The 25995-nt window shown below is 63.0% G+C and carries 24 protein-coding genes and 1 riboswitch; of the genes, 14 read left to right on the plus strand and 10 right to left on the minus strand.

The annotated features are described in order from the left end of the window. Nucleotides 1-21: 21 nt before the first annotated feature. From NKH42_RS04540 to NKH42_RS04555, 4 genes are all read right to left on the minus strand, one after another. The gene (locus NKH42_RS04540) at nt 22-864 is read right to left on the minus strand and encodes a carbohydrate ABC transporter permease (protein ID WP_352476534.1); all 843 of its coding nucleotides are present in this window, start codon (nt 862-864) and stop codon (nt 22-24) included. Continuing rightward, nucleotides 861-1706, minus strand: a complete 846-nt coding sequence (locus tag NKH42_RS04545) for a carbohydrate ABC transporter permease (protein WP_352505343.1) — start codon at nt 1704-1706, stop codon at nt 861-863. The genes NKH42_RS04540 and NKH42_RS04545 overlap by 4 nt, the downstream gene beginning before the upstream one ends. A 76-nt stretch (nt 1707-1782) precedes the next feature. Then, nucleotides 1783-3051, minus strand: coding sequence for an ABC transporter substrate-binding protein (locus NKH42_RS04550; RefSeq protein ID WP_352701804.1), 1269 nt, complete (start codon nt 3049-3051; stop codon nt 1783-1785). Nucleotides 3052-3087: 36 nt separating this feature from the next. Further along, nucleotides 3088-4131: a substrate-binding domain-containing protein gene (locus tag NKH42_RS04555; protein WP_352505340.1), complete on the minus strand. Its 1044-nt coding sequence runs from the start codon at nt 4129-4131 to the stop codon at nt 3088-3090. Between the two features lie 226 nt (nt 4132-4357). Here NKH42_RS04555 and NKH42_RS04560 point away from each other — a divergent pair, with 226 nt between their 5' ends. The 10 genes from NKH42_RS04560 (at nt 4358) to NKH42_RS04605 (ending at nt 16093) form a co-directional block, all read left to right on the plus strand. Next, nucleotides 4358-5332: a sugar-binding transcriptional regulator gene (locus tag NKH42_RS04560; RefSeq protein ID WP_352505339.1), complete on the plus strand. Its 975-nt coding sequence runs from the start codon at nt 4358-4360 to the stop codon at nt 5330-5332. Between the two features lie 44 nt (nt 5333-5376). Next, nucleotides 5377-6822, plus strand: a complete 1446-nt coding sequence (locus NKH42_RS04565; RefSeq protein WP_352505338.1) for an ABC transporter substrate-binding protein — start codon at nt 5377-5379, stop codon at nt 6820-6822. Nucleotides 6823-6973: 151 nt separating this feature from the next. Then, a complete protein-coding gene (locus NKH42_RS04570; protein ID WP_352505337.1) occupies nt 6974-7897 on the plus strand; it encodes a carbohydrate ABC transporter permease in 924 nt (307 codons plus the stop codon). 9 nt (nt 7898-7906) lie between these two features. Continuing rightward, nucleotides 7907-8764, plus strand: coding sequence for a carbohydrate ABC transporter permease (locus NKH42_RS04575; protein WP_023676025.1), 858 nt, complete (start codon nt 7907-7909; stop codon nt 8762-8764). A gap of 4 nt (nt 8765-8768) precedes the next feature. Beyond that, entirely contained in the window at nt 8769-9887 is a 1119-nt protein-coding gene (locus NKH42_RS04580) for an ABC transporter ATP-binding protein (protein ID WP_352476539.1), read from the plus strand. After that, entirely contained in the window at nt 9884-11008 is a 1125-nt protein-coding gene (locus NKH42_RS04585; protein ID WP_352505336.1) for an ABC transporter ATP-binding protein, read from the plus strand. Before NKH42_RS04580 ends, NKH42_RS04585 begins: the two co-directional genes overlap by 4 nt. Beyond that, complete coding sequence (locus NKH42_RS04590) at nt 11008-12570, plus strand: FGGY-family carbohydrate kinase (protein ID WP_352505335.1); 1563 nt, start codon at nt 11008-11010, stop codon at nt 12568-12570. Before NKH42_RS04585 ends, NKH42_RS04590 begins: the two co-directional genes overlap by 1 nt. A 7-nt stretch (nt 12571-12577) precedes the next feature. Beyond that, nucleotides 12578-13618, plus strand: coding sequence for a 2-hydroxyacid dehydrogenase (locus tag NKH42_RS04595; protein ID WP_352505334.1), 1041 nt, complete (start codon nt 12578-12580; stop codon nt 13616-13618). Between the two features lie 19 nt (nt 13619-13637). Continuing rightward, nucleotides 13638-15155: a glycerol-3-phosphate dehydrogenase gene (locus tag NKH42_RS04600; protein ID WP_352505333.1), complete on the plus strand. Its 1518-nt coding sequence runs from the start codon at nt 13638-13640 to the stop codon at nt 15153-15155. Beyond that, a complete protein-coding gene (locus NKH42_RS04605) occupies nt 15155-16093 on the plus strand; it encodes a sugar phosphate isomerase/epimerase family protein (RefSeq protein WP_352505459.1) in 939 nt (312 codons plus the stop codon). Before NKH42_RS04600 ends, NKH42_RS04605 begins: the two co-directional genes overlap by 1 nt. Before the next feature lie 44 nt (nt 16094-16137). Here NKH42_RS04605 and fba read toward each other — a convergent pair whose 3' ends face one another. Beyond that, nucleotides 16138-17202: a class II fructose-bisphosphate aldolase gene (gene fba, locus NKH42_RS04610; RefSeq protein WP_254818718.1), complete on the minus strand. Its 1065-nt coding sequence runs from the start codon at nt 17200-17202 to the stop codon at nt 16138-16140. 256 nt (nt 17203-17458) lie between these two features. Between fba and NKH42_RS04615 the strand changes: the two genes are divergently transcribed. The 3 genes from NKH42_RS04615 to derI are packed head-to-tail and all read left to right on the plus strand — an operon-like array spanning nt 17459 to nt 19462. Continuing rightward, nucleotides 17459-18223, plus strand: coding sequence for a DeoR/GlpR family DNA-binding transcription regulator (locus tag NKH42_RS04615; protein ID WP_352505332.1), 765 nt, complete (start codon nt 17459-17461; stop codon nt 18221-18223). A 10-nt stretch (nt 18224-18233) separates the two neighbouring features. Continuing rightward, on the plus strand, nt 18234-18992 hold the full coding sequence (locus NKH42_RS04620; protein ID WP_352505331.1) for a triose-phosphate isomerase: 759 nt from the start codon (nt 18234-18236) through the stop codon (nt 18990-18992). 26 nt (nt 18993-19018) lie between these two features. Next, a complete protein-coding gene (gene derI / locus NKH42_RS04625) occupies nt 19019-19462 on the plus strand; it encodes a D-erythrulose-4-phosphate isomerase (protein WP_352505330.1) in 444 nt (147 codons plus the stop codon). Here derI and dhaL read toward each other — a convergent pair. From dhaL to mtnK, 5 genes are all read right to left on the minus strand, one after another. Continuing rightward, nucleotides 19459-20094: a dihydroxyacetone kinase subunit DhaL gene (gene dhaL, locus NKH42_RS04630; RefSeq protein WP_352505329.1), complete on the minus strand. Its 636-nt coding sequence runs from the start codon at nt 20092-20094 to the stop codon at nt 19459-19461. The two genes, derI and dhaL, sit on opposite strands and share 4 nt — an antisense overlap. A gap of 9 nt (nt 20095-20103) precedes the next feature. After that, nucleotides 20104-21111 carry a dihydroxyacetone kinase subunit DhaK gene (locus NKH42_RS04635; RefSeq protein ID WP_352505328.1) on the minus strand — a complete coding sequence of 336 codons (1008 nt, stop codon included), beginning with the start codon at nt 21109-21111 and terminating at the stop codon, nt 20104-20106. A 68-nt stretch (nt 21112-21179) separates the two neighbouring features. Then, nucleotides 21180-21653: a 6,7-dimethyl-8-ribityllumazine synthase gene (locus tag NKH42_RS04640; protein ID WP_352505327.1), complete on the minus strand. Its 474-nt coding sequence runs from the start codon at nt 21651-21653 to the stop codon at nt 21180-21182. Between the two features lie 76 nt (nt 21654-21729). Beyond that, nucleotides 21730-21877: riboswitch (FMN riboswitch) on the minus strand. Nucleotides 21878-21933: 56 nt separating this feature from the next. Then, nucleotides 21934-23028 carry an S-methyl-5-thioribose-1-phosphate isomerase gene (gene mtnA, locus NKH42_RS04645; RefSeq protein WP_352505326.1) on the minus strand — a complete coding sequence of 365 codons (1095 nt, stop codon included), beginning with the start codon at nt 23026-23028 and terminating at the stop codon, nt 21934-21936. Then, nucleotides 23025-24296, minus strand: coding sequence for an S-methyl-5-thioribose kinase (gene mtnK / locus NKH42_RS04650; protein ID WP_352505325.1), 1272 nt, complete (start codon nt 24294-24296; stop codon nt 23025-23027). Before mtnK ends, mtnA begins: the two co-directional genes overlap by 4 nt. A gap of 135 nt (nt 24297-24431) precedes the next feature. On the opposite strand from mtnK, the gene NKH42_RS04655 reads away from it, so the two are divergent. Then, nucleotides 24432-25943: a sugar ABC transporter ATP-binding protein gene (locus NKH42_RS04655; protein ID WP_352505324.1), complete on the plus strand. Its 1512-nt coding sequence runs from the start codon at nt 24432-24434 to the stop codon at nt 25941-25943. Nucleotides 25944-25995: the final 52 nt, after the last annotated feature.

Consider the following 25995-nt stretch of genomic DNA (forward strand, 5'->3'; position numbering starts at 1 on the left):
CGGCGTTCTCTTTTGTGCGCGTCATCGGTTGGCGATCCCCCACATGGCGAACAGATATTTGCGGACGGCGAAGATGAAGATCAGCGCCGGGATAACCAAGGCAGCACCGCCGGCGAATTTGAGGTAGAGCGGCGATTCGCCAAGGCTCTGCAGCAGGAAGGCGGTCAGCGTCCGGTTCTCGATGGTGAGCACGGCGGCGGCAAACACCTCGTTCCAGGAGATGGTGAAGGCAAACACCGCCGACGCCGCGATGCCCGGCAGCGCCAGCGGCAGAATGACTTTTCGGAATGCCTGCAATCTCGTGCAGCCGAGTGTCCAGGCAGCTTCCTCCAGCTCGACTGGGATGCCGGAGAACAGCGAGAAGGTAATCAGCACGGCAAACGGCAGCGCCAGCGTGGTGTGGACCAGCGCCAGCCCGATCGCGGTATCGTCGAGGCCGGTGCGGATGAACATCACCGCCAGCGGTAGCGCCAGCAGCGGCAGCGGGAAGGCGCGGGTCATCAGCACGAGGAAACGGAACGTTTCCTTGCCCCGAAATTCGAAGCGCGACAGCGCGTAGCCCGCGGGTGCGCCGAAGCCGATCGAGAGGAGCATCGTCAGCGTGGCGACGAGAACGGAGTTCCACAGCGCCTTGGCGACGCCGGCGAAATTGATGAAGAAAGAAAGGCTGCCGAAATCGAATGACGGGAAGAAGCGCTTGGGAAAGGCGGTCACCTCTTCCGGCGACGACAGCGCGTTGACGATCAACAGATAGATCGGCAGCAGCACCCAGACGCAAAGCAGGATGACGGTGGCGACCAGCAACCAGTTACCGGCTTTGCGGGCCTCAGGCGCGGCGATCGAGAGTTCCGCGACCGTGCTCATATCCGCGCCTCCTTCGGCACACGCAGCACCCGCAGGAAGAACAGCGTGAAACCGATCGAGATGGCGAGGATGAACAGCGCCATGGCGGCGGCGACATTGCGGTCCTGCAGCGTGAACTGCCAATTGTAGGTCTCGCCCATCAGCACCGGCAGATTGGTGCCGCCGAGTGCTGCAACCACGGCAAAGACTTCAAAGGCAAGGATGACGCGCAGGATGATCGCCGTCTGCAGGCTTGGGCGCAGCAGAGGCAGCGTGATCTTGATGAAGCGCTTCCACGGGCTAGCGCCAAAAACCTCCGCCGCCTCGTAGTATTCCCGGGGGATCAGCCCCATGCCGGCGACCAGAATGACCATCATGATGGCGGTCGCGCGCCAGATCTCGGCCAGCGCCACGGCGATGAAGATCGTCAGCTTGCTCTGATAGCCGAGGAACATAACCGGCCTGTGGATGACGCCGAGATTGGAGAGCAAGGTGTTCAGGAAGCCGGACTGGTCGAAGATGGCGAGCCAGATCAGCCCGGCGGCGAGATCGGAGATGCCGAGCGGAATAGCGAAGATGTAAAGCGCAGCGCTGCGCCCGGTTTCAAGCCGCGACACCACCGTTGCCATCAGCAGCGCCATCACCAGTTGGATCGGCACGACGATGGCGCTCAGCAGCAGCGTATTGCGGACAGTGACCGGAAACTTCCAGCTGCCCGCCATGGTGCGGAAATTGTCGAGCGTAAAACCGCCGTCGCGGGTGAACGCCTCGAAGGCGACCAGCGCGAACGGGTAGAGGAAGAAGACGCAGAGGAACAGCGTCGCCGGCATCAGCAGGAGATAGGGAAGGGCCTTGCCGTGCATGGAGCGCTCTCTATTCGACGCTTGTAAACGGGTGGGCGCCCGGCGCGCTGGAAATCCGGACGCCCAGGGAGGATTCCTAATCGACCGGGCAGGCGCCTTGCGATGGTTTGTCGGGCGCCCAGCACGGCGCCTTCGCCTGTTCGATGATCGCTTTCAGCGCCGTCGCCTGTTCGTCGAGCACGCCGTGCACATCCTCGCCGCCGAGCACGATGCGCTCGAAGCTGTCGGTGTAGATCTGATTGAACTTGCCGCTGAGGCCGCCAAGTCCCATCGGCAGCAGCGCCGGCAACGCATCGGGAGCTGCTGTCATGGTGGCGATCACTGGGCTGAAAGCCTTCACCGAGGCCGGCATGTCGTCGGGCAGCTTGACGTTGACGATGGGGAAGAAGTTTGTCGCCTTCAGCGTCGCGATCTGGGTTTCCGGTTTCAGCATATAGGCGACCAGCGCCTTGGCCTTGTCCATGTCAGGCGAGGTCTTCGGGATAGCGACACCGGCCACCACCGGCATGTAGCCGCGGCCTGCCGGGCCAGCCGGCGCCGGAAAGGCGACGAAGTCATTGGGTTTCTGGTTAAAGGCGTCGGCAAGCCGCGCCACGTGGTCGAATGCCACCCAGACTTCGCCGGTCAGCAGCGGCTCCTGCATGAAGGCATAGTTGGTCGAATTCGGGTTGGTGTACTGCCACAACTCCTTGAATTTGTTCCACGCCGTCTCGGCCTCCGCCGAGCGGAACTTGGTCACCATCGAACCGGTATAAGACGGAAGGAGAAAACCCTCGAAGAAACGATGCTTCAGCCCTTTCGGGCCGGCCGGAAAACCGAACTTGGGTGAACCAGTCTTTTCCGCGATGTTTTTCGCCCACTCGATCAGTTGGTCATAAGTGATGGTGTTGAGATCGGTGCCGGCCGGCAGATATTGCAGCGCCTGTTTGTTGGCCGCCATCAGAAAGGTGGCCTGCATCCATGGCAGGTACTTCTGCTCGCCGGTGCCGAGCATGCCGAGCTTCTTGTAGGTCTCGTTGACCTTGACGCCACCGAGATCGACGCCGGACAGATCGACAAGGTTCGCGCCGACGGTGGAGAAGTCTCCGTGCAGGCCGCCGAGCACGCCTATGGTGCCGGAGCCGGCCTGCAGTTCGGCCTGAAGGCGGGTGAGCCAGGGCCCGTCCTCGGCGACCTGATAGTCGACCTGGCCGTCAAACCCCTTCAGCACTTCGCTGCGCATCTTCTGTGTCTCTTCCACTGGTCGCGCCTGTGTCGACCAGAACAACACTTGCTGGGCTTGTGCTGCGCCAGCAGCAAGCGACAACGCCAGCACCGCACCTGCCAATGTCCTCAACGCATTCATCGTCATCTTCCTCCCTGGTTGTGCGCCGCTAAGGCGTCAGTTCCGTCCTGTAGGTGTCGGGCCATGGCTTGCCCGCGAGACAAGTATCGGCCGCACCAGCCGCGTCAGCGGCTTGGTCGGCCTGTCGCCGATGACGGTCAGCAGCATCTCGCCGATCTCGCGCGCGCACTGGCGGATCGAGGCGTCGAAAGTGGTCAGCCCCGGCGGCGCATAGGCGGAGGCGGCTATGTTGTCGAAGCCGATCACCGACAGGTCGTGAGGAATGGCAAGTCCGGCGCGCCCTGCCTCTTCCATGACCGTCAGCGCCAGCTCGTCGAACAGCGCGACAATGGCCGTCGGCCGCTCGGCAGCGTGCAGCAGCCGGTTGATCGCCTGGATGCGGGCACCGCGATCGAAACGCGGCGCCGTCGCCACATCGAGCCTGACCGACGGATCGCCCCGGCGGGCGATCGCGGCGGCGAGCCCATCCTGCCTAAGATGGCGAAACGTCATCGGCTCGGAAATCGTCACCAGGCCGAAATGCCGGTGTCCGAGGTTGTAGAGCATGTCGAAGGCTTCGCCGAAAGCATGCGCGCCATCGGTATCGAGCCAATGGTAGGCAAAGTCGCCGTCGAGCAGCCTGCCATGCGCGACGAACGGGAAATTGCGTTGGCGCAAATAGGCAAGCCGCTCGTCGACCTCGGCGATACGGGTGACGATGACCCCGTCGGCGCGGCCCGATTCGACGACATGGCGAAGCACGGAAAGTTCCGACTGGCCCTGCGCCGCTGCGGCCAGGATCAGGTCGGAGCCGTGCGAAACCAGCCCTTCGCCGAGCCCTGTGACGAATTCGCCGAGGAAGGAATCGACCAGATTGGGGCCGCGGATCGGCAGCACCATGCCGACAAAGCCGCTGCGGCCGGAGACCAGCGTGCGGGCTGCGGTATTCGGCACATAGCCGGCCAGGCGCGCGGCCTCGGTGACACGTTGGCGCGTTTTCAAGGCGATCTGCTCGTGGCCGGCAAGGGCCCGCGAAACGGTGGTGATTGACAGGCCGAGCTGCGCAGCAAGTTCCTTGAGGGTCGTAACGCGGGCCGGCATCGTTCCTCCCGAACGAAGTTTGAAACGTTTGTAATCACTTCAAGCGAAATTGCAAACGTTTTAAATGGTGCGCGGTCGATGTGATTTCTTGCCCGTTGGGTAGCGCGGCCCTATCGACCCCGGCCCGCAAGCTCCTAGTCGGCGATTTAAACGCAGCGGTTGCTTGACTCGGGCGACGCCTTGTGAAAAATTTTGCAGCAACTGATAAAAATATCAAAGGGCGGAAATGGTTGGTTTTGGCAACGGCCTGCTGCGCGACGATGAGACAGGTATGGCAGCCCGTGCCGCCTGGCTTCACTATGCCGGCGGCCTGACCCAGTCGGAGGTCGCCAAGCGGCTCGGCCTGACCAGCCTCAAGGCGCATCGCCTGATCACCAAGGCCAATCAGGAAGGCCTGGTGAAAGTCTATATCGACGGCGAAGTCTCCGAATGCGTGGAGCTTGAGGACGAGTTGTCCGGCTGCTACGGCCTCGACTATTGCGAGGTAGTTCCGGACTTCGATGCCGAAGACCTGCCGCTCAAGGCGCTCGGCATCGCAGGCGCGCAGTTTCTCAAGCGCGAGATCGAACGCGGCGAAGAGGCGCTGATCGGCGTCGGCCACGGCCGCACGCTTGCCGCCTGCGTGGAGTATCTGCCGCGCATATCGGCCGGCCGGATCCGTTTCGTCTCGCTGCTTGGCGGCCTGACGCGCAAGTTCTCGGCCAATCCGCATGACGTCATCCACCGCGTCGCGGAACGGACCGGTGCGGAGGCCTATGTGATGCCCGTACCGATGTTCGCCAACACGGTCGAGGATCGAACCGTGTTGCTCGGGCAGAAGGGCGTCAGCGATGTCTTCGACCTCGCCAAGTCCGCCGACTTGCTTATCGCCGGCATCGGCACCGCCGAACGTGAGGCCTCGCTTGTCGCCACCGGTATGATCGAGAAGGGCGAGATGGAGGAGATCCGCCGCAATGGCGGCGTCGGCGAACTGCTCGGGCATTTCTTCGACAACGCCGGAAAGGCCGTTGCGACGACGCTTTCCGACCGGGCGCTGGCGCTGGCGCGCGAAGACATCAGCAACCGCAGGATTGTCGCCGTTGCCGGCGGCAAGGTGAAGGTTCGCGCCATCAAGTCAGTGCTGGAGGGCCGCTATCTCAAAGGCTTGATAACCGACGAGCGGACGGCGCGATCGCTCGTGGAACAGACGCCGGTCGGGTAGCCGGCAACCATTTCGTTGAAACTACCCTGTGGAGGAGAAGAGAAATGCGTGAGAAAGAGAAAGACCTCATCGACGCGTTCCTGCGTGGACAAGTCGACCGCCGTGGGCTGATCAAGGGCCTCGGTACAATGGGCCTTGCCGCCAGCACCGCCGGCACACTGCTCAATTTCGGGCAGACCCGCGCCCTGGCGGCTGATTTCGACTGGCAGGCGCATAAGGGCAAGACCATCAAGCTGTTGCTCAACAAGCATCCTTACGCCGATGCGATGATCGCCAACCTCGACAATTTCAAGCAGTTGACCGGCATGAATGTCGTCTATGACGTGTTCCCCGAAGACGTCTATTTCGACAAGGTTACCGCCGCGCTGTCGGCCAGCTCGCCCGAATACGATGCTTTCATGACGGGCGCCTACATGACCTGGACCTACGGCCCGGCCGGCTGGATCACCGACCTCAACGAATGGATCAAGGATCCGGCCAAGACCAACCCGAAATATGCCTGGGACGACTTCCTGCCCGGCGTCAGGAAGTCCTGCGCCTGGAACGGCCAGCCTGGCGGAGTGCTCGGTTCCGACGACGCCAAGCAGTGGTGCATTCCGTGGGGTTTCGAACAGAACAACATCACCTACAACAAGGGCATGTTCGACAAGGTCGGCGTCAGCGTTCCCGGCAATATGGATGAGATGGTCGCTACGGCGGCGAAGCTCACCAAGGACGTCGGCGGTGGCGTCTACGGCATCGGCGTGCGCGGCTCGCGCTCCTGGGCGACGATCCACCCGGGCTTCCTGTCGGCCTACGCCAATTTCGACCAGAAGGACCTGAACGTCTCGGCTGACGGCAAGCTGTCGGCCGCGATGAGCACCGCCGAATCCAAGGCTTTCCACAAACAGTGGGTCCAGATGATTCAGGAGAGCGGCCCGAAGGACTGGTCGACCTACACCTGGTACCAGGTCGGCACCGATCTCGGTGCAGGCGCCTCGGCGATGATCTACGATGCCGACATTCTCGGCTACTTCATGAATGGCGGCGATAACAAGATGGCCGGCAAGCTCGCCTTCGCGGCGTTCAAGGCCAATCCCGCCGCCAAGGCACCGACGCCCAATATCTGGATCTGGTCGCTGTCGATGTCCAACTTCTCCAAAGACAAGGACGCCACCTGGTACTTCATGCAATGGGCATCCGGACCCGAGCATGCACTGTTCGGTGCGACCAAGATGGACTTCGTCAATCCGGTCCGCCAGTCGGTCTGGAACGACCAGATGTTCCGGGACAAGTTGAACAAGAGCTATCCCGGTTATGTCGAGATGTTCGACGTCTCGGCGCCGGGCGCCAGCATCAAGTTCACTCCGCAGCCGCTGTTCTTCGATCTCACCACCGAATGGGCGGCGACGCTGCAGAAGATGGTGGCCAAGGAAGTGCCGGTCGACGAGGGCCTCGACAAGCTGGCCGAGAGCATCAACGGCCAGCTCAAGGAAGCCGGGCTCGGCTAAGGGGCGGCAAAGGCTGGCCCGTCGCGGGCCAGCCTTTGAGATGTGATACGTTTGCGACGCGGTCCCGAAAGGTGCCGCCTGCTCGCCCGCCCGGCCGCCTTGCTCCCTTGGGCGGCCGGGACGGCGAAGCAACAGGATGACGGAGCAGCAGATGACTGCGGCGACAATACAAAGAAACACGCCGTCGGGCTTCAGGATCAGCAAGCGTGTGCTGCCTTACCTCCTCAGCCTGCCGGCCCTGCTGGTCTGCATCGGAATCCTGATCCCGTTCCTGACCTCGGTGGTCTATTCGTTCCAGCGCTACCGGTTGAGCCAACCCTGGGCGCGGCAGTTCAACTGGGGCGACAACTATATCTCCTTCTTCACCGACCCGAAGTTCTGGAACACGCTGGAGATTTCGCTGCTCTACGCCGGCATCACCGTCGTGCTCGAGCTGCTTCTCGGTCTCGGCATCGCCATGCTGCTGCAGAAGCGCTCGACGCTAAACAACTTCATCTCGATAATGCTGTTGATGCCGCTGATGACGGCGCCGGCGCTCGCGGCGCTGATGTGGAAGCTGATGACCAATCCCGGCTTCGGTGTGCTCAGCTATCTCGCTAGCCTGATCGGGCTGCAGGATTTCCGCTGGGCCTCGTCTCCGTCGACGGCATTGCTCACCGTCGTCCTTGTCGACATCTGGGTCTACACGCCTTTCATCATGATCCTGCTGCTTGCCGGACTGCGCAGCCTGCCGACGCAGCCCTTCGAGGCGGCAGCACTCGACGGCGTGCCGCGCAGCTTCGTCTTCTTCCGCATCACCCTGCCGATGCTGACCCCCTACATCCTGACAGCGACGCTGTTCCGCCTGCTCGATTCAATCCAGCAGTTCGACATCATCTACGCCATGACCCAAGGCGGGCCGGGCGATACGCTGACCGTCTTCCAGGTGGAGGCCTATCTCAACTTCTTCCAGTCGACCAATGTCGGCCGCTCGGCAGCACTGATGATCATCCTGTGGGCGATTACCTATTTCCTCTCGAACATTTTCATCAAGAACTGGCTGCGGCTGCGCGAACGCGCCCGCGGCCATGCATAGGAGGCTGGCATGGAACACACCTCCCTTCTCGAACGCATCCTGCGTGGCATAGCCCTGGCACTGGTCGTGATCTTCTTCATGTTCCCGATCGTCTGGATCCTGATGATGTCGTTCCAGACCAACGAGACAATCCTGCGGATCCCGCCGCAGCTTGTCTTCGAGCCGACGCTCGCCAACTACACCGCCTTGATCACAGGCAAGCTGATGACGGCAGCCGGCACGCTCGACATCGCCTTCATGCGCAATCTCTGGAATTCCGTCTTCCTGTCGGTCACCTCGGTTGCCGTCGCGCTGCTGCTCGGCGTTCCCGCAGCCTATGCCTTTGCCCGGCACAAATTCCGCGGCTCGGAGGACATCGCCTTCACGCTGCTGTCGTTCCGGTTCGCGCCGGCGCTGCTGGTGCTTTTGCCGCTCACCCTTTATTTCCAGAAGCTCGGGCTGGCCAACACCTATATCGGGCTGATCTGGGTCTACCAGCTGATCTGCCTGCCGCTGATCCTGTGGATCGTGCGCGGCTATTTCGAGGATATTCCGGCCGACATCGAATACGCCTACCGCATCGCCGGCCATTCCTGGTTTGCCACCTTCCGCAAGATCGCGCTGCCGCTCGCCGGGCCGGGCATTGCCGCTGCCGGCCTGCTCGCCTTCATCTTCGCCTGGAACAATTTCGTCTTTGCGCTGGTGCTCGCTTCGGCCGACAAGCAGCCGGTGACGGTCGGCGCGCTGGCGTTCATCACCTCCTCCGGCATCCAGTACGGCCAGATCTCAGCCGCGATCGTGCTGTCGATCACGCCGACGCTGGCGCTCGCGCTTTATGCGCAGCGCTATCTCGTCGAAGGCCTGTCGCTTGGCGCGGTGAAAGGATAGTCCGATGGCAAGCCTCGAACTGCGAAACATCGTCAAGCGCTACAAAAGCCAGACCGTTCTCGACAATCTGTCGCTGACCGTCGCCGACGGCGAAACGCTGGTCCTGTTCGGGCCGTCCGGCGCCGGCAAGACGGTGCTATTGCGGCTGGTCGCCGGCGTCATCGACCCCGACGAGGGAAAGATCCTCATCGGCGGCGAGGACATGACCGACGTCGACGCCGAGTTCCGCGGCGTCGGCATGGCGTTCCAGAACTTCGCGCTGTTCCCGCATATGACGGCGTTCGACAACATCGCCACGCCGCTGCAGGCGAAGCATTCGTCGCAGGGCGCGATCAAGGCCGGCGTCGAGAGCGTCGGCAAGCTGTTGAAGATCGGCCATGTGCTCAGCCACAAGCCGCGGGCGCTGTCCAACGGCCAGAAGCAGCGCACCGCGCTTGCCCGCGCCCTGGTCGGCTCGCCGCCGCTTCTGCTGCTCGACGATCCCTTGCGCAACGTCGATGCCAAATTGCGCTTCGAAATGCGGCTCGAACTGCCAAGGCTGCTCGCCGATCGTGGCGCAACCGTTGTCTACGTCACCCAGGACTACAAGGAAGCGATGGCGCTTGGCGATCGCATCGCAGTGATGTCGCAAGGCGTCGTGAAACAGCTCGGCACGCCCGAACAGATCTATCGCGAGCCGGCCAACGTCGAGATCGCCCGACTGTTCGGCGACCCGACCATCAACCTGCTCGACGTCAAGCCGTCCCGGGATGCCAAGGGCGTCTATGTCGGCCTGTCCAATGTCCAGGTCCATCTGGCCGGCGCGCATGAGGCGGCGGTCGGCCGTGACTGCGTGATAGGCTTGCGGCCGGAGGCGCTGGCCTTTGTTGACGAAGGCACGTCCGGCGCCATCCCGGTGACGGTCGAGGCCGAGACGCCGCTCAACGAGAAGATCGTCACCCTGGTGCGCACCGTGCGCGGCCGTGAAATCCTGGTTTCGCGTCCGTCCGGGATACCGGGTCAATCCGAGGGTAGGGCGCATATCGCTGTCGACAGCAAAAGCGCCCTGCTGTTCGATCGTGCAAGCGGCGAGCGCATCGGCTCGAAAAATGTCGTCAATTTGCGCAGTGGAGAAGCGGCATGAGCCCGAGCGCAATCACCATTTCGGGCGTCGACAAGTTCTACGGTCCGATCGACCGCGGCGTGCACGCCGTCAAGAACCTGACGATGGAAATCGCCAAGGGCGAGATCGTGGCACTGCTCGGCTCATCCGGCTGCGGCAAGACCTCGACATTGCGCATGATCGCAGGCTTCGAAGAGGTCTCGCGCGGCACAATCTCGGTTGCCGGCCGCAAGGTGCACACGTTGCCGCCGGTCAGGCGCAACGTCGCAATGGCCTTCGAGGGCTATTCGCTCTACCCGCCGCTGACCGTGCGCGAGAACATGGCCTTCGCCCTCAAGGCCGCCAGGCTGGCGAAGAGTGCGGTCGATGCAAAGGTTGCCAACATCGCCAAGCTGCTCGAGATCGAGGACATTCTCGAGCGCTATCCGAGCTCGATCTCCGGCGGCCAGCAGCAGCGCGCCAGCCTCGGCCGGGCGCTGATCCGCGAGGCCGACCTGCATCTGCTGGACGAGCCGATGGGCCAGCTCGAGCCGCAGCTTCGCGCCGTGCTGCGCGGCCGCATCAAGCATTTCATCAAGGAGCGTGGCCTGACCGCGATTCTGGTCACCCACGACCAGACCGAGGCCAATGCGCTGGCCGATCGCATCGCTGTCATGGAGGGCGGCGTGCTGCAGCAGTTCGATACGCCTGACAGGCTCAAGGAGCGGCCGGCAAACCTGTTCACCGGCACCTTCGTTGGCGAGCCGCCGATGAATGTCTTCGAGGCCTATGTCGGCACGGCTGCCGGCAAGATCAGTCTCAAGCTGCCCGACGGGCTTTCGCTCGACTACGACAAGGATGCGTTCAGCGGCCCGGTTCGCGACGAATTGCTCAACCGGCAGCGCGTCGTTATCGGCGTCAGGCCCTATGCGGTCCGCCGCTCGAAGGATGGTGTGCCGGCGACGGTTTCGGCCAATCAATGGCTCGGCGACCAGACCCATATCGCCGCCGATTTCGCCGGCGGTTCGCTGGTCCTGGTCGAACATGACCGAACCCGCTTGGAGCTTGGCGCGCCGATCAAGATCAGCATCGATCCGAAAAACCTTCACGTCTTCGATCAGGCGAGCGGCAATGCCATTTCGCACGGCACGGAGCTTGCTTGATGCAGGATGTGCTGATCGGCATCGACGCCGGCACGTCTGTCATAAAATCCGTCGCCTTTGACACGGCGGGCAGGCAGATCGCGTCCGCCGCGCTGCCCAATAAATACGAGACACTGCCGGGCGGCGGCGCCGAGCAGGACCTGACACGCACCTGGGCCGATACCGCGACGACCTTGCGCGAGCTTGCCGACAAGGTGCCGGATCTCGCCAGCCGGACCATTGCCATCGCCGTGACCGGGCAGGGCGACGGTACCTGGCTGATCGACAAGGATGGCGAGCCGGTTGCCAAGGGCTGGCTGTGGCTCGACGCGCGCGCTGCCGCGGTCGTCGAGGAGATCCGCGCGCGGCCGGAGGACCGGCTGCGCTTCGAAAAGACCGGCAGCGGACTCGCTGCCTGCCAGCAGGGATCGCAGTTCGTGTTCATGAAGCGCCACATGCCCGCGATGCTTGCCAATGCAGCGACGGCGTTCCACTGCAAGGACTGGCTCTATTTCAAGTTGACCGGCCATCGCGCCACCGACCCGTCCGAGGGCACCTTCACCTTCGGCGACTTCCGCACGCGCGGCTATTGCGATGATGTGCTCGAGGTACTCGGCGTCACCGATCTCCGGCATCTGTTGCCGCCCATCGTCGATGGCACCAGGCAAAGCACCTCGCTGTCGGTGGCAGCAGCCGATGCGACTGGCCTGCTCGCCGGCACACCGGTCGTTCTGGCCTATGTCGATGTCGCCTGCACGGCGCTCGGCGCCGGCCTGTTCGATCGCGAACGCAAGCCGGGATGCTCGATCATCGGCTCCACCGGAATGCATATGCGGCTTGCCGAAACGCCGGACGAGGTTCTGCTCAACGAGGCTGCAACCGGCTACACGATGACGATGCCGGCACCCGGCGTCTTTGCGCAGATGCAGTCGAACATGGCGGCAACGCTCAATATCGACTGGGTCCTTGGCCTCGCCTCCGGCATTCTCGCCTCGCAAGGTATTACGCGGACCAATGGCGAGATGATCGCGCTGGTCGACCAGTGGATATCGTCGTCCGAGCCAGGCTCGCTGCTCTACCAGCCCTATGTCTCGGAGGCCGGCGAGCGCGGCCCGTTCGTCGATGCCAATGCCAGGGCCGGCTTCATCGGCATTTCGTCCAGGCACGGCTATGCCGACATGGTCCGCGCGGTGTTCGAGGGGCTGGCTTTCGCGGCACGCGATTGCTACGCCGCCATGGGGCCACTGCCCAAGGAAATCCGCCTGACCGGCGGAGCGGCCAGGAGCCCGGCTCTGCGCAAGATCCTGGGTGCTGCGGTCGGCGCCGACATTCGCACCAGCGAGCGCGAGGAGGCCGGTGCTGCGGGCGCCGCAATGATTGCTGCGGTCTGCGTCGGCCAGTACGCATCGATGGACGATTGCGTCAGTGAATGGGTCACTCCTTTGCTCCGTGCGGCCGAGCCCAGCGACCGGAAACTTGCCGGTGCCTATGAGGCGATGGCTCCGTCCTACACATTGGCGCATGAGGCGCTGCGGCCGGTCTGGCGTTCGATGGCCGCGTCCAGGCAAACCGACTTGAATTGAGAAGAGCATGCCCAAGAAAATTGCGATCATCGGCGACCGCTTCATGCTTCCGGAAGTGTTTCGCGAGAAAATCGAGGCGGCCTGCGGCGACAACCTCGACATCCGCAGCATTGAGACCGCTTGGCCCGACGAGCCGATGCAATTCGGCAATGCCGCGCTTGGTCTGGGCAAGGTCAAGGAGTATTTCGGCGATCCCGACGAGGTGGTGGACTTCATCGGCGACGCCGAAATCTTCGTCACCCAGCTTGCGCCGCTCTCTGAAAGCATGATGCAGCGCCTGCCCACGCTCGAGCTGGTTGCGGTATCGCGCGGCGGGCCGATCAACATCGACATGGCGGCCGCCAAGGCCCATGGCATTACCGTTGTCAATGTGCCCGGCCGCAACGCCAGCGCCGTGGCCGAGTTCACCATCGGCGCCATTCTCGCTGAAACGCGGCTGATCCGCGTCGGCCACGAAGCCTTGCGCAAGGCCGAGTGGCGCGGCGATCTCTACCGCGCCGACCGCACCGGCCGCGAGCTCAACGAAATGACCGTGGGCGTCATCGGCTATGGCAATATCGGCACCAGGCTGGTTCGGCTGCTGCGTGCTTTCGGCTGTCGCATCCTGGTCTGCGATCCCTATGTGCAGTTGAGCGTCGAGGACCGCAATGCCGGCGTCGAGCTGGTAGCGCTGGACGATCTGCTGTCGCGCTCCGATGTGGTCACGCTGCATTCCCGGGTCACCGAAGAGACGCGCGGTCTCATCGGCAAGGACGCCATTGCCCGGATGAAGCCAGGCGTAATCTTCGTCAATACAGCGCGGGGACCGCTGGTCGACTACGATGCACTCTACGAGGCGCTCGTCTCGGGACAGATCGGCAGTGCCATGTTGGAGACGTTCGCCGTCGAGCCGGTGCCTGCCGACTGGCCCTTGCTGCAGCTGCCGAACGTGACACTGACGCCGCATATCGCCGGCGCGTCGGTGCGCACGGTGACTTATGCGGCCGAGCAGGCGGCCGAGGAAGTGCGCCGCTTCATCGCCGGTCTGCCTCCGGTCAATCCATGCTGACGACAGGGCATAGAGCGAGATGAACGGTGAAACCGAAATCGTCGACCTCTTCGTCATCGGCGGTGGCGTCAATGGCGCCGGAATCGCGCGCGATGCGGCGGGCCGGGGCCTGTCGGTCATTCTTTGCGAAAAAGACGATCTCGCCGAGGGCACCAGTTCGCGATCGGGAAAGCTCGTTCATGGCGGTTTGCGCTATCTCGAATATTACGAGTTCCGCCTGGTGCGGGAGGCGCTGATCGAGCGCGAGGTGCTGCTCGAATCCGCGCCGCACATCATCTGGCCTATGCGCTTCGTGCTGCCGCACAGCCCCGATGACAGGCCGGCTTGGCTGGTCCGGCTCGGCCTGTTCCTCTACGATCATCTTGGCGGCCGCAAGCGGCTGCCGGCCACCCGCACGCTCGACCTGCGCACCGCACCCGAAGGCGCGCCGATCAAGGACGCCTTCAAGCGCGGCTTCGAATATTCCGACTGCTGGGTCGACGACGCCCGCCTGGTCGTCATCAACGCGCTCGACGCCGCGGAGCGTGGGGCCAGGATATTCACCCGAACCGCCTGCATTGCCGCCCGTCGCGAAAGCGGCCTGTGGTCGGTGGAGATGCGCGACGGTCGAACCGGCGTCAGGACCACAGTCCGGGCACGGGCGCTGATCAACGCCGGCGGTCCCTGGGTCAACGACATCGTCAACCGCGTGGCCGGCCAGAACTCCAAGCGGAACGTGCGCCTGGTCAAGGGCAGCCACATTGTCGTGCCAAAATTCTGGGAAGGGCGACAGGCCTATCTCGTCCAAAACAGCGACAAGCGCGTGATCTTCATCAATCCCTACCAGAACGATCTGGCGCTGATCGGCACCACCGACATCCCCTATGACGGGCGGCCGGAAGACGTGACCGCGGATGCCGGCGAGATCGATTATCTGATCAAGGTGGTCAACCGCTACTTCAAGCGCCAGCTTGCGCGCGGCGACGTCGTTCATTCGTTTTCCGGCGTCAGGCCGCTCTATGACGACAATGCCGACAATCCGAGTGCGGTGACCCGCGATTATATTTTCGAACTCGACGCTTCGGCAGGGCAGGCGCCGCTGCTTTCCGTCTTCGGCGGCAAGATCACCACCTTCCGCAAATTGGCCGAGCACGCGCTGGACCGCATCGCCCCGTTCTTTCCGAAGATGGGCAAGCCGTGGACCTCGAAAGGGCATCTGCCGGGCGGCGATATCGCCAATGCCGATTTCGAGCAGTTCCTCGGTGACCTCGGCCACGAATATCCTTGGATGCCCGCCTCCCTGGTCAAGCATTATGGCCGGCTCTATGGCACAAGGACGCGTGATCTGGTCGGCGCGGCCGGTTCGCTCGCCGAACTGGGCCGGCGCTTCGGCAAGGATTTTTTCGAGCGCGAAGCTAACTACCTGCTCGAGCACGAATGGGCCGAGACCGCGGCCGATATTCTCGAACGACGCACCAAGCACGGCCTGCATCTGTCCAGCGCGGAAAGAGAAGCGTTCGAGGACTGGTGTTCGAATCGGCTGGCGAAGGCCGGCTGATGGCCTTTACGCTGTCCCTCAACACCAATCCGCTGGTCAACCGTTTTGCCGAACCGGACGACCTGATCGATACGATCGCCTACGACATCGGCATCCGCGACGTGCAGCTCACGCATGAGTTCATCAATCCCGGCTGGCCGGCGGCAACGATCGCTAAATTCACCCGCCTGTTCCGCTCCGCTCTCAACCGCACCGGGGTGCGCGTGACCTCGGCGATGACCGGCCCTTACGGCCGGCTCAATCATTTCGGCCATCCCGATGCCGACGTGCGACGCTACTACGTCGACTGGTTCAAGACCTTTGCCGAAATTTCGGCCGAGCTCGGCGCCGGCGGCATGGGTACGCAGTTCGCGATCTTCACCCATCGGGATTACGACGATCCTGAACGTCGCGCGCGGCTTTTCGACATCGCGCTGGCGTGCTGGCGTGAGGTTGCCGAGCATGCCCAGGCCGCCGGCTTGATCTACCTGTTCTGGGAGCCGATGTCGGTCGGCCGCGAGTTCGGCCATACGATCGAGAGCTGCCGGACGCTGCAGCGCGAGATCGATGCCGCCGGCATGGCGATCCCGCTCAAGATGATGGTCGACATCGACCATGGCGACGTGACGTCGAGCAATCCGGACGACATCGACCCTTATGCCTGGGCCGAAGCCTTTCCAAAGCAATCGCCGATCATCCACGTCAAGCAGTCGTCGATGAACAAGGGTGGCCATTGGCCGTTCATTGCCGCCCACAACAAGGACGGCCGCATCACACCGGAAAAGCTGCTGGAGACGATTCGCCGTGGCGGCGGCGTCGACAACGAGATCTGCCTCGAATTGTCGTTCCGCGAGCGCGAGCCCGTCGACCACCAGGTCATCGCCATGATCCGCGAGTCGGTCGGCTATTGGGCGCCCTTCATCGAGGCCGGCAGGGCCGATCTTTTGCCGCGAGCATGATGGATGAGCAGGAGCCGATGCGGCCCCTGCTCATCCAGAACACATCAGCCGAATTTAGGGTCGAGGCTGCCGGATTTATAGCGCCTGGCCATTTCCGATAGCGGCAGCGGCTTGATCTTCGGTGCGTTGCCGGCGGTGCCGAATTGCTCGAAACGCTCCTTGCAGAGCTTTCGCATGGCGGCCATCGCCGGCGTCAGATATTTGCGCGGGTCGAATTCGCTCGGGTTCTCGGTCAGCACCTTGCGAATGGCGCCGGTCAGCGCCATGCGGTTGTCGGTATCGATGTTGATCTTGCGCACGCCGTGCTTGATGCCGCGCTGGATCTCCTCGACCGGCACCCCCCATGTCGGCTTCATCTGGCCGCCATATTTGTTGATGATCTCCTGCAGCTCTTCCGGCACCGAGGACGAGCCGTGCATGACGAGATGCATGTTCGGCAGGCGGCGGTGAATTTCCTCGATGACGTTCATGGCGAGCACAGCGCCGTCCGGCTTGCGGCTGAACTTGTAGGCGCCGTGGCTGGTGCCCATGGCGACGGCCAGCGCATCGACACGGGTGTCGCGCACGAATTGTTCGGCCTGCACGGGATCGGTCAGCAGTTGGTCGTGGCTGATGACGCCCTCGACGCCATGGCCGTCCTCCTGCTCGCCGCCACCCATCTCCAGCGATCCGAGAACGCCGATCTCGCCTTCCACCGAGACGCCGCCCCAATGCGCCATGTCGACGACGCGGCGGGTGATGCCGGAATTATAGGCGTAGTCGGCCGGCGTCTTGCCGTCTTCCTTCAGCGATCCGTCCATCATCACCGAAGTGAAGCCGTGCTGGATCGCAGTGACGCAAGTGGCTTCGTTGTTGCCATGGTCGAGATGCATGCAGACCGGGATATCGGGATGGATTTCGACCAGCGCGTCGATCAGCTTGGCCAACACCACATCGTTGGCGTAGGCTCGCGCGCCGCGGCTCGCCTGCAGGATAACCGGCGATTTGGTCTCCTCGGCTGCCTCCATGATGGCGAGACCCTGTTCCATATTGTTCATGTTGAAGGCAGGCACGCCATAGCCGTATTCGGCGGCATGGTCGAGCAATTGTCTCAGTGTGATGCGAGCCACTCAGTAGTCTCCCGTATCCGGTTTCGGGCCAGTGTTTGCGGGCTGTTCGGTTGTCGTCGAGCCCCTGATGCTTCTGGCCGGATTTCCGCGGCACCGCAACCGCTGGGCGCTCGGCCGGCAGCAATTCTTGTTACAGCACGCGACCAGAAGCGTCATGATATCCCATAGAGATATAACATTATCACAAAAAATTTGGTGGCTTGTGCGACGTTTGCTGTTATATCTCGGACGCGGGGTGTACGAGGAAACCGCGGAAATGAAGAGCGACGGCCGTCGGCAAGGCATCATGGATTTTCTGATGGACATCGGCACCGCCAGTGTCGACGATCTTGCCTCACGTTTCGGCGTGTCGAAGATGACCGTCCACCGCGACCTCGACGAGCTCGAGGAAAGCGGTTTTCTGCGCAAGGTGCGCGGCGGCGCCTCGATCCAGCCGAGCAGCCTTTTCGAGAGCGATTTCCGTTACCGCCAGAGATTGGCTGGCGACGAGAAAAAGCGCATCGCCGTCGCCGCCGTGAGGATGATCGAGCCGGGCCAGACGGTGATTATCGACGACGGCTCGACTGCGGGCGGCGTTGCTCGGCACCTTGCCGATCTGCGTCCGCTGACGGTGATCTCGAACAACCTGGCTGTCATCCAGGATTTGGCGGGCGTTGCCGGCATCAACCTGATTGCGCTTGGCGGCCAATACAGCAAGAAGTTCCACGGCTTCTTCGGCCTGCTCGCCGAAGACACGCTGAAATCTTTGCGCGCAGATGTCGCCTTCCTGTCTTCATCGGCCATCCATGGTGCCTCAGCCTTTCACCAAGATCAGGAAGTGGTCCAGACCAAACGGCTGATGATGGCTGCAGCAGCGCGCAAATATCTGCTGGCCGATCACGGCAAGTTTGGCCGCACCGCCTTGCACTTCCTGACCGATCTTAAGGCCTTCGACATGGTCTTCACCGGCCGCGAGCCGCAGCCGCAGATGCGCGCCGCGCTGGATGGCGCTGGCGTTTCGCTGACCGTGATCGCAGAGTAGGAGGGCGCGTATGGTTTATTGGGTTGGCACCAGCTGGAAAATGAACAAGACGCTCGCCGAGGCGATGGCCTTCGCCGAGGCGCTGGCGAAGTTCGTCCCCGGTTTCGACGAGCGCATTCAGCCTTTCGTCATCCCGCCCTTCACGGCGGTCCGCGAGGTCAAGAAAGCGCTGTCGCCGACACGCATCAAGGTTGGCGCGCAGAACATGCATTGGGCCGACGCCGGTGCCTGGACCGGCGAGATCTCGCCGGTAATGCTGAAAGACTGCGAACTTGATATGGTAGAGTTGGGCCACAGCGAACGGCGCGAGCATTTCGGCGAGACCGACAAGGCTGTCGGGCTGAAGACTGCAGCGGCGGTGAAGCACGGTCTCGTGCCACTCATCTGCGTCGGCGAGACCTTGGCTCAACGCAACAGCGGGCAGGCCGCTGCGGTACTGGCCCTGCAGGTGCACGGCGCACTGCAGTTTCTCGAAGGGGCGGCGAAGGCGGCGACGATCCTGTTCGCCTATGAGCCGGTCTGGGCGATCGGCGACAAGGGCGTGCCGGCAAGTTCTGCTTATGCCGACAAGCAGCAGGCGCTGATCAAGAAAATCGCCCGCGACCTGCTGCCCGTGGTGCCGCCGGTGCTTTATGGCGGCAGCGTCAATCCGCAAAATGCCGCCGAATTGGTCGGCCAGCCCAATATAGACGGCTTGTTCATCGGCCGTTCCGCCTGGCAGGCGGAAGGCTATATCGACATCCTCAAACGCGCCTCGGCGGCGATCTGAAGCATCGACCAGGAAGGAAACCGAACATGAAAATAGCCATTGGAGCCGACAGCGCCGGCAAGCCGCTGCTCGACGTCATTGCCGCTCACCTTGCCACCAAGCCCGGCCTCACGGTCAACGATCTCAGCCAGGCGGGCTACTATGCCGACCTGTCGCAGAAGCTCGCCCAGACCATCCTGGACGGCGAGAACGATCGCGGCATCCTGTTTTGCGGCACCGGCATCGGCGTATCCATTTCCGCCAACAAGGTCCCCGGCATTCGCGCCGCACTCACCCACGACACCTATTCGGCCGAGCGCGCGGCGAAATCCAACAACGCCCAGATCATCACCATGGGCGCGCGCGTCATCGGCCCGGAACTGGCCAAGTCGATCGTCGACGCCTGGCTCGCATCGGAATTCGATGAGAAGGGACCATCGGCCGGCAATGTCCAGGCCATCGACAGGCTCGACGCGGCGAAGCGGGGCTAAGCCAGACTGTTCCGCATCGCCCTGACGATCGTCACGGCCGACGCGGCGCCAGGATCGACGTGGCCGAGCGAGCGCTCGCCGAGACGCGAAGAGCGGCCCTTGGTGGCGATCATGTCCTTGGTCGCCTCGGCGCCGCTTTCGGCCGCGGCAAGTGCCGCATCCAGGCTCTCGGACAGGCTCTTGCCGGCTTCCTGTGCGACACCCGCTGCCCGCGCTGCCGGCAGCCATGCGTCGACCATGGTCTTTTCGCCGAGCTCGGCCTTGCCGCGATCCTGGATGCCTTGTGCCATCGCCCGGAACATGGCGATGACGTCAGCGTCCTCCAGAATTGCCTTGCCTTTGACGGCGGCGGCACCGCGCATGAAGGCGGTCGCATAGAGCGGGCCCGACGAGGCGCCGACTGCGTTGAGAAACGACTTTGCCGCGGTGTTGAGCAATGCCGTCGGCTCGGTCGACGCATCGATCTGGTCCAGCGCGTCGCGCACAGCGCCGAAGCCTAGTGCCATGGCGATGCCATGGTCGGCGTCGCCTATGACGCCGTCGAGCCGGCAGAGCCTGTCCTTGTCGGCGTCGATCGCTGCGGCGATCGCATCGAACATTTTTTTCAATTTGGCCGTATCGGTGGATGTCATGATGCTCTCTCAGCCGGCGCGGAACATGGCGCAGTCGCAGGGATGGTCGAGCATCTCCTGCAATTCGCCATCGAGATGCATCAGCGTCACCGAGGCGCCGGCCATTTCGAGCGACGTGCAATAATTGCCGACCCAGGTCGCGTGGACGGAAACGCCGATGTCGTCGAGCCTCTGCTTGACGCGCCGATTCATGATGTAAAGCTCCATCAACGGCGTTGAGCCGAGTGAATTGACGAGCACGGCGACCTTATCGCCGCGCGCCGGTGCCATCTCGTCGAGCATCTTGTCCAGCATCTCGTCGGTGATCTCGTCGGCGGTTTTCAACTTTCCACGCGCGATGCCTGGTTCGCCATGAATGCCCATGCCGATCTCCATCTCGTCCGGGCCGATCTCGAAATTGGGCCGGCGGGTCTGCGGCAGCGAGCAGGGCGACAGCGCCACGCCCATGGTGAAGGTGTGATCGTTGGCCTTCCTGGCGATACGCTCGCATTCATCGAATGACAGCATCTGGTCGCATGCGGCACCGGCGGCCTTGAAAATGAAGAAATTGCCGGCGACGCCGCGCCGCTTCTGCCTCTGGTCGCGTGGCGCCGAGGCGACGTCGTCGGTGGTCAGCACGGTGCGCACTTCGATGTCGTCCATCGCCGCCATCTCTGCGGCCATGTCGAAGTTCATCACGTCGCCAGCATAGTTGCCGTACATGAACAGCACGCCGGCGCCGCCGCTGGCCGCCTTGGCGCATTCGAGGATCGGGTCCGGCGGCGGCGAGGCGAAGACATTGCCGATTGCGGCGGCGTCGGCCAGCCCCTTGCCGACGAAGCCGAGGAAGGTCGGCTCGTGGCCCGAGCCGCCACCGATGACGAGACCGACCTTGTCGGGGCGTGGGCCGTCGCGGGCGATGATGGAGCGCGGACTTCCCTCCGCACTTCTGAGATGGCGCGGATGCGCAGCCAGGATGCCCTCCAGCATCTCGTCGACGGAGCGGTTACCGTCATTGATGATCTTCTTGGTCTGCACCAGCATCCTCCCTGGTTTTCGTGAGATACTACAGCGCCTTACCGGGATTTCCACCCGCGACGGAGATTTCATGCCGCGATGCGTTCGCGTGCCGCCAGCAGTTGCACGCAGGCACTGGCCGCCTCTTTGCCCTTGACCTTGAAATGCTCGAAGAAGAAGCGGTGATGGTCCGCGCTGTCATGGTAGTTGTGCGGCGTCAGCACCGCCGAAAGCACGGGCACGCCAGTCGACAATTGCACGTTCATCATGCCGTCGATGACAGCGCCCGCCACGAATTCATGGCGGTAGATGCCGCCATTGATGACAAACGCCGCGCCGAGGATCGCCGCATAGCGACCGGTCTGGGCCAAGGTCTTTGCATGCAGGGGAATCTCATAGGCACCCGGCACGTCGAAGACATCGACGGCAAAGCGTTTCTCCCCGAGAACCGCCAGTTCCGCCTCGAACGCTTCAACGCATTGGTCGACGATGTCGGCGTGCCAGCGCGCCCGAATGACGGCAACGCGGATCGTTTCATAGTTTTTCCGGGAATGCTGATTCATGGGTCCATCCTTCCGTTTCGAACCAGAATCAGGACGCACGATACGGAATCCGAACCGCGAAAGCGGACCGTCTTCCATTCGTTCTCTTCCATCCGGACTTTGACCGTCGGCTCCGGAATCACACCGGATCTGCTGACCCTTCCGATCATCTGGAAGGCGCTCGCGGGCTTGGGCCGAAACCCTTCACCGCCGGTGGGAACTTTCACCCCGCCCTGAGAACATTGACGGCAGATGTATGGGAGGGCAGGATGACGCTGTCAATCGCGGCGCCGACGGCGGATCATCCGCGCTCGGGAAACATCGTCTTCAGGCCTTCGCGCGAGGCCGTAGCGACACCGCGTTCGGTGATCAAACCGGTGACCAGCCGCGCCGGCGTCACGTCGAAGGCCGGATTGGCCGCCGGCGTGGCTTCCGGCGACACGCGGACCTGGGCGATCTCGCCGGAAGCGGTCTTGCCCCAGACCAGCGAGACCTCGTCGGGCGAGCGCTGTTCGATCGGGATTTCGGCCAGCCCGTCGCCCACGGTCCAGTCGATCGTCGGCGACGGCAGCGCGACATAGAACGGCACGTCGTTGTCGGCGGCGGCCAGTGCCTTGAGATAGGTACCGATCTTGTTGCACACATCGCCGTCGGCGGTGGTCCTGTCGGTGCCGACGACGACCATGTCGATCTGGCCACGCTGCATCAGATGGCCGCCGGCGTTGTCGACAATGAGCGTATGCGGCACGCCGTGGCCGGCCATCTCCCAGGCGGTCAATTGGGCACCCTGGTTGCGGGGTCGCGTTTCATCGACATAGACATGGACTGGAATGCCGGCTTCCGTCGCCAGATAGATCGGCGCGGTGGCGGTGCCGTAGTCGACGGTGGCCAGCCAGCCGGCATTGCAGTGGGTTAGGATGTTGACTGGTTCGCCCGGCTGCTTGCGCGCCGCGATCGCCTTGATGATTTCGAGCCCATGGGCGCCGATGGCGCGGTTGAGGCCGACATCCTCGTCGGCGATCTCGCCGGCACGCCGATACGCAGCCGCGGCACGTTCTGCCAGGGGAAGCGTCAGCAGGAAGCGCTGCATTTCGTTCAGCGCCCAGCGCAAATTGATCGCCGTCGGGCGCGTTTCGTGCAAGGTTGCCCAGACGGCGTCGAGTGCTGCATCCGACGGGTCGTCGGCCATCTGCATGGCGACGCCATAGGCCGCGGTGACGCCGATCAGCGGCGCCCCGCGCACCCACATGTCGCGGATTGCCGTGGCGATGCCGGCGACGGTATCGATCTTTTCGATGCGGAACTCATGCGGCAGCCAGCGCTGGTCGATGATCTCCACCGAACGCCCGTCGTCACTCGGCCAGATGGTGCGGTAGTGGCGGTCGCCGACGTTCAAATCCTGCTCTCCCGTTCGATCAGCGCGGCCAACCGGTTGACCTCGTCGATGCTGTGGATCTGGCGCCGGTTGACGGCGAGGTGACGGCCGAATTTCAGCGCCTTTGCCTCACATCTGGCGCGCAGATCAGGATCGGCAATGGTCTCGAAATCGGCATTATGGGCAAGGCCGAGAATGCGCCGGTGAACCTCGACGCCGGCAAAGCCGAGCAGATCGGTCCAGATCGACTGCAGCATGTGGTCTAGCGCCTGCTCGGCGCCAAGCCTGTCGCCCTGATCCTCGAACAGACTCTTGTGGTAGAGCATGCCGGTACGCTCGGTTCGCCACAGATGCGAGAACTCGACGCGGAATACCGACCATGTCTCGACCGTAACGCCGAGCAGATAGTCGCGCATGGCATCGCGGCTTCCGCCCTGTTCATGGCCGCGCTGCGAGAAGAACGCCATCCAGAAATTGGCGAGCAGCATGCCGACGTCGAAGGCGATCGGGCCGTAGAAGGCGAATTCGGGATCGATCATCCGCGTTTCGGTGTCGGTGACCATGATCGAGCCGGAATGCAGGTCGCCATGCAGCAGCGTCTCGGCATTGGCAGCGAAGATGTGCTTCATGTGCTGCGCCTCGACCTTGAGGTCGCGGTCGGCGCGCAGCTCGGCGACAATGCCGTCGAGCTGCGGGCTGGTGTGCCGGTTCATCTTGGCATCGAAATACGGATCCGAGAAAACCAGGTTCTCGGTGATGTCGCAGAGTTCGACATTGTCGGCGAACAGCGCCAGATCGGCCTTGCGATCCTTGGTCGCCATATGCAGGTCGGAGCCGCGAAACAACGTGCGGGCCATGAACAAGCCGATGTCTTTCGCGATGTTCGGCAATTGCCGGCCTTCGATCAGTGCCCGCCGCAGGATGATGTGCGGCGACAGGTACTCCATGATGATCAGCGCCTGGCCTTCATCGAAGTGGTAGATCTCAGGCACCGAACCCGGCGCCCGTGCCTGTTGCCGCGTCAGCGCATGGTATTCGAAAAAGGAGCGTTTTAACGGCAGCGGCCAGCTGTCGCCGACCAGCCGGACGTAGGGCAGGGCCTGCTTGACGACGGCCGCACCCTCAGCACCTTCGACGATGAACACAAGGTTCAGATTGCCGTCGCCGACTTCACGAACCTTCCACTGGCTCGTATCCTTGCCGATCTGCGAACACAGGGCCTCGTTGGCACCGAGACGGCCCGCCAGTGTCTCGACCGACAGTGCTTCGAACGGCGATTTCCCAGTCATCCTCACCTCCCGCTTATGTGCTCCGATGATAGCGGAGCCATGGCGGCCGGGCCAAGCTAGGAAGCCTTCTGGCAATTGTCAATCGTGTTGACAATTGCCGATATAGCCCATAGCGTCACGGTCAGGGAGGAACGAATGGGCAATGATGCCGTGTTCCGCGTCGACGGCCTGAGGAAATCCTTTGGCCATATCGAGGTGCTTGGCGGCGTCTCGCTCGAATTGCATGCCGGCGAAGTGACCGTGCTGATGGGCGCCAACGGCGCCGGCAAATCCACCCTCGTCAAGATCATCAGCGGCGTTTACGACCATGGCGGCGGCTCGATGTCGCTTGCCGGGCATGAGTTCGACCCGAAAACGCCGGCGGAGGCGATCCGCGCCGGCGTCGTTACTGTCCACCAGAACATCAATGACGGCGTCGTCGCCGACCTCGACGTCGCAACCAACCTTACCCTCGACAGGCTGAGCGGCAGCGGCGTGCCGACGCTGTTCAATCCGGGCCGAGTGCGTCGCGAGGCAAAGGCGGTGGCCGACCGTATGGGACTGGCCATCGACCTCAAGGCCCGGATCAGCGATCTCTCTCTGGCCGATCGCCAGATGGTGGCGATCGCCCGCGCCATGGCGCACCGGCCGAAAGTGCTGATCCTCGACGAGCCGACCTCCTCGCTGTCCAGCGCCGAAGCCGACCGGCTGTTCGCATTGCTCGACCGGCTCCGCCGGCAAGGCGTGGCGATCCTCTACATCTCGCACCGTATGTCGGATATCAGACGGCTTGCCGATCGCATCATTTCAATGCGCGATGGGGTTATCTCAGGTATCTTCGACAAGAAGCCGCTGGATTACGAAGGTGCGGTCAACGCCATGCTCGGCCGTAAGATCCAGCTCGAGCGGATCGTCGCCAGGAATTCGGCCAAAGCAATTTTCACTGCCGATGCGTTGCGGATTGCTGAAGGCGCCAGGCCGATTTGGCTGACCCTCGGCGACGGCGAGGTCGTCGCCATCACCGGCCTCGTCGGCGTCGGCAAGACCGCACTCGCCGAGACGCTGTTCGGTTTGCGCAAGCCGCTGTCCGGGACCATGGTGCTGAACGGGAAACCCTATGCGCCGGCGTCGACCGGCGAAGCGATTGCCGCCGGCGTGTTTCTCGTCGCCAAGGACCGGGGCGAAAACGGCATCGTCGGCGACTTCAACATCCAGGAAAACATCAGCCTGCCGTTCCACAGTCGCATGTCGCGTCTCGGTGTTCTCAAACGCGGTATCGAACGCGCTGTTGCCCGCCAGCAGATCCAGGAGTTGGGCATCGTCTGCCGCTCCGAGAGGGACGAGATGGCGTCGCTTTCCGGTGGCAATCAGCAGAAGGTGATGGTCGCCCGCTGGATGTCGCAGGCGGCAAGGCTTTTCATCCTCGACGAGCCGTTTCAAGGTGTGGACATCTCGGCCAGACGCGATATCGCCGCAAAGCTGCGGGCGAGCGCCCACGGCCGCGCGACGCTGCTGTTCGTCACCGAACTCGACGAAGCCCTGGAGACAGCCGATCGCATCCTGGTGATGTCGGAGCAGACGATCGTCGGCGAGCACCGCAATACCGATGTCGATCTCGAGCGTCTGCTGGCCGAAGTGGCGGGCGGGCCGTTGCACAGTGCAGCCTGACAGCGGGAAGACGATGAGAATTGGAATGGAGAGGGCATGAATTCGGGTCGGA

Origin of the sequence: Mesorhizobium sp. M1142, from assembly GCF_040318565.1 — a bacterium.
GTDB lineage: Bacteria > Pseudomonadota > Alphaproteobacteria > Rhizobiales > Rhizobiaceae > Mesorhizobium.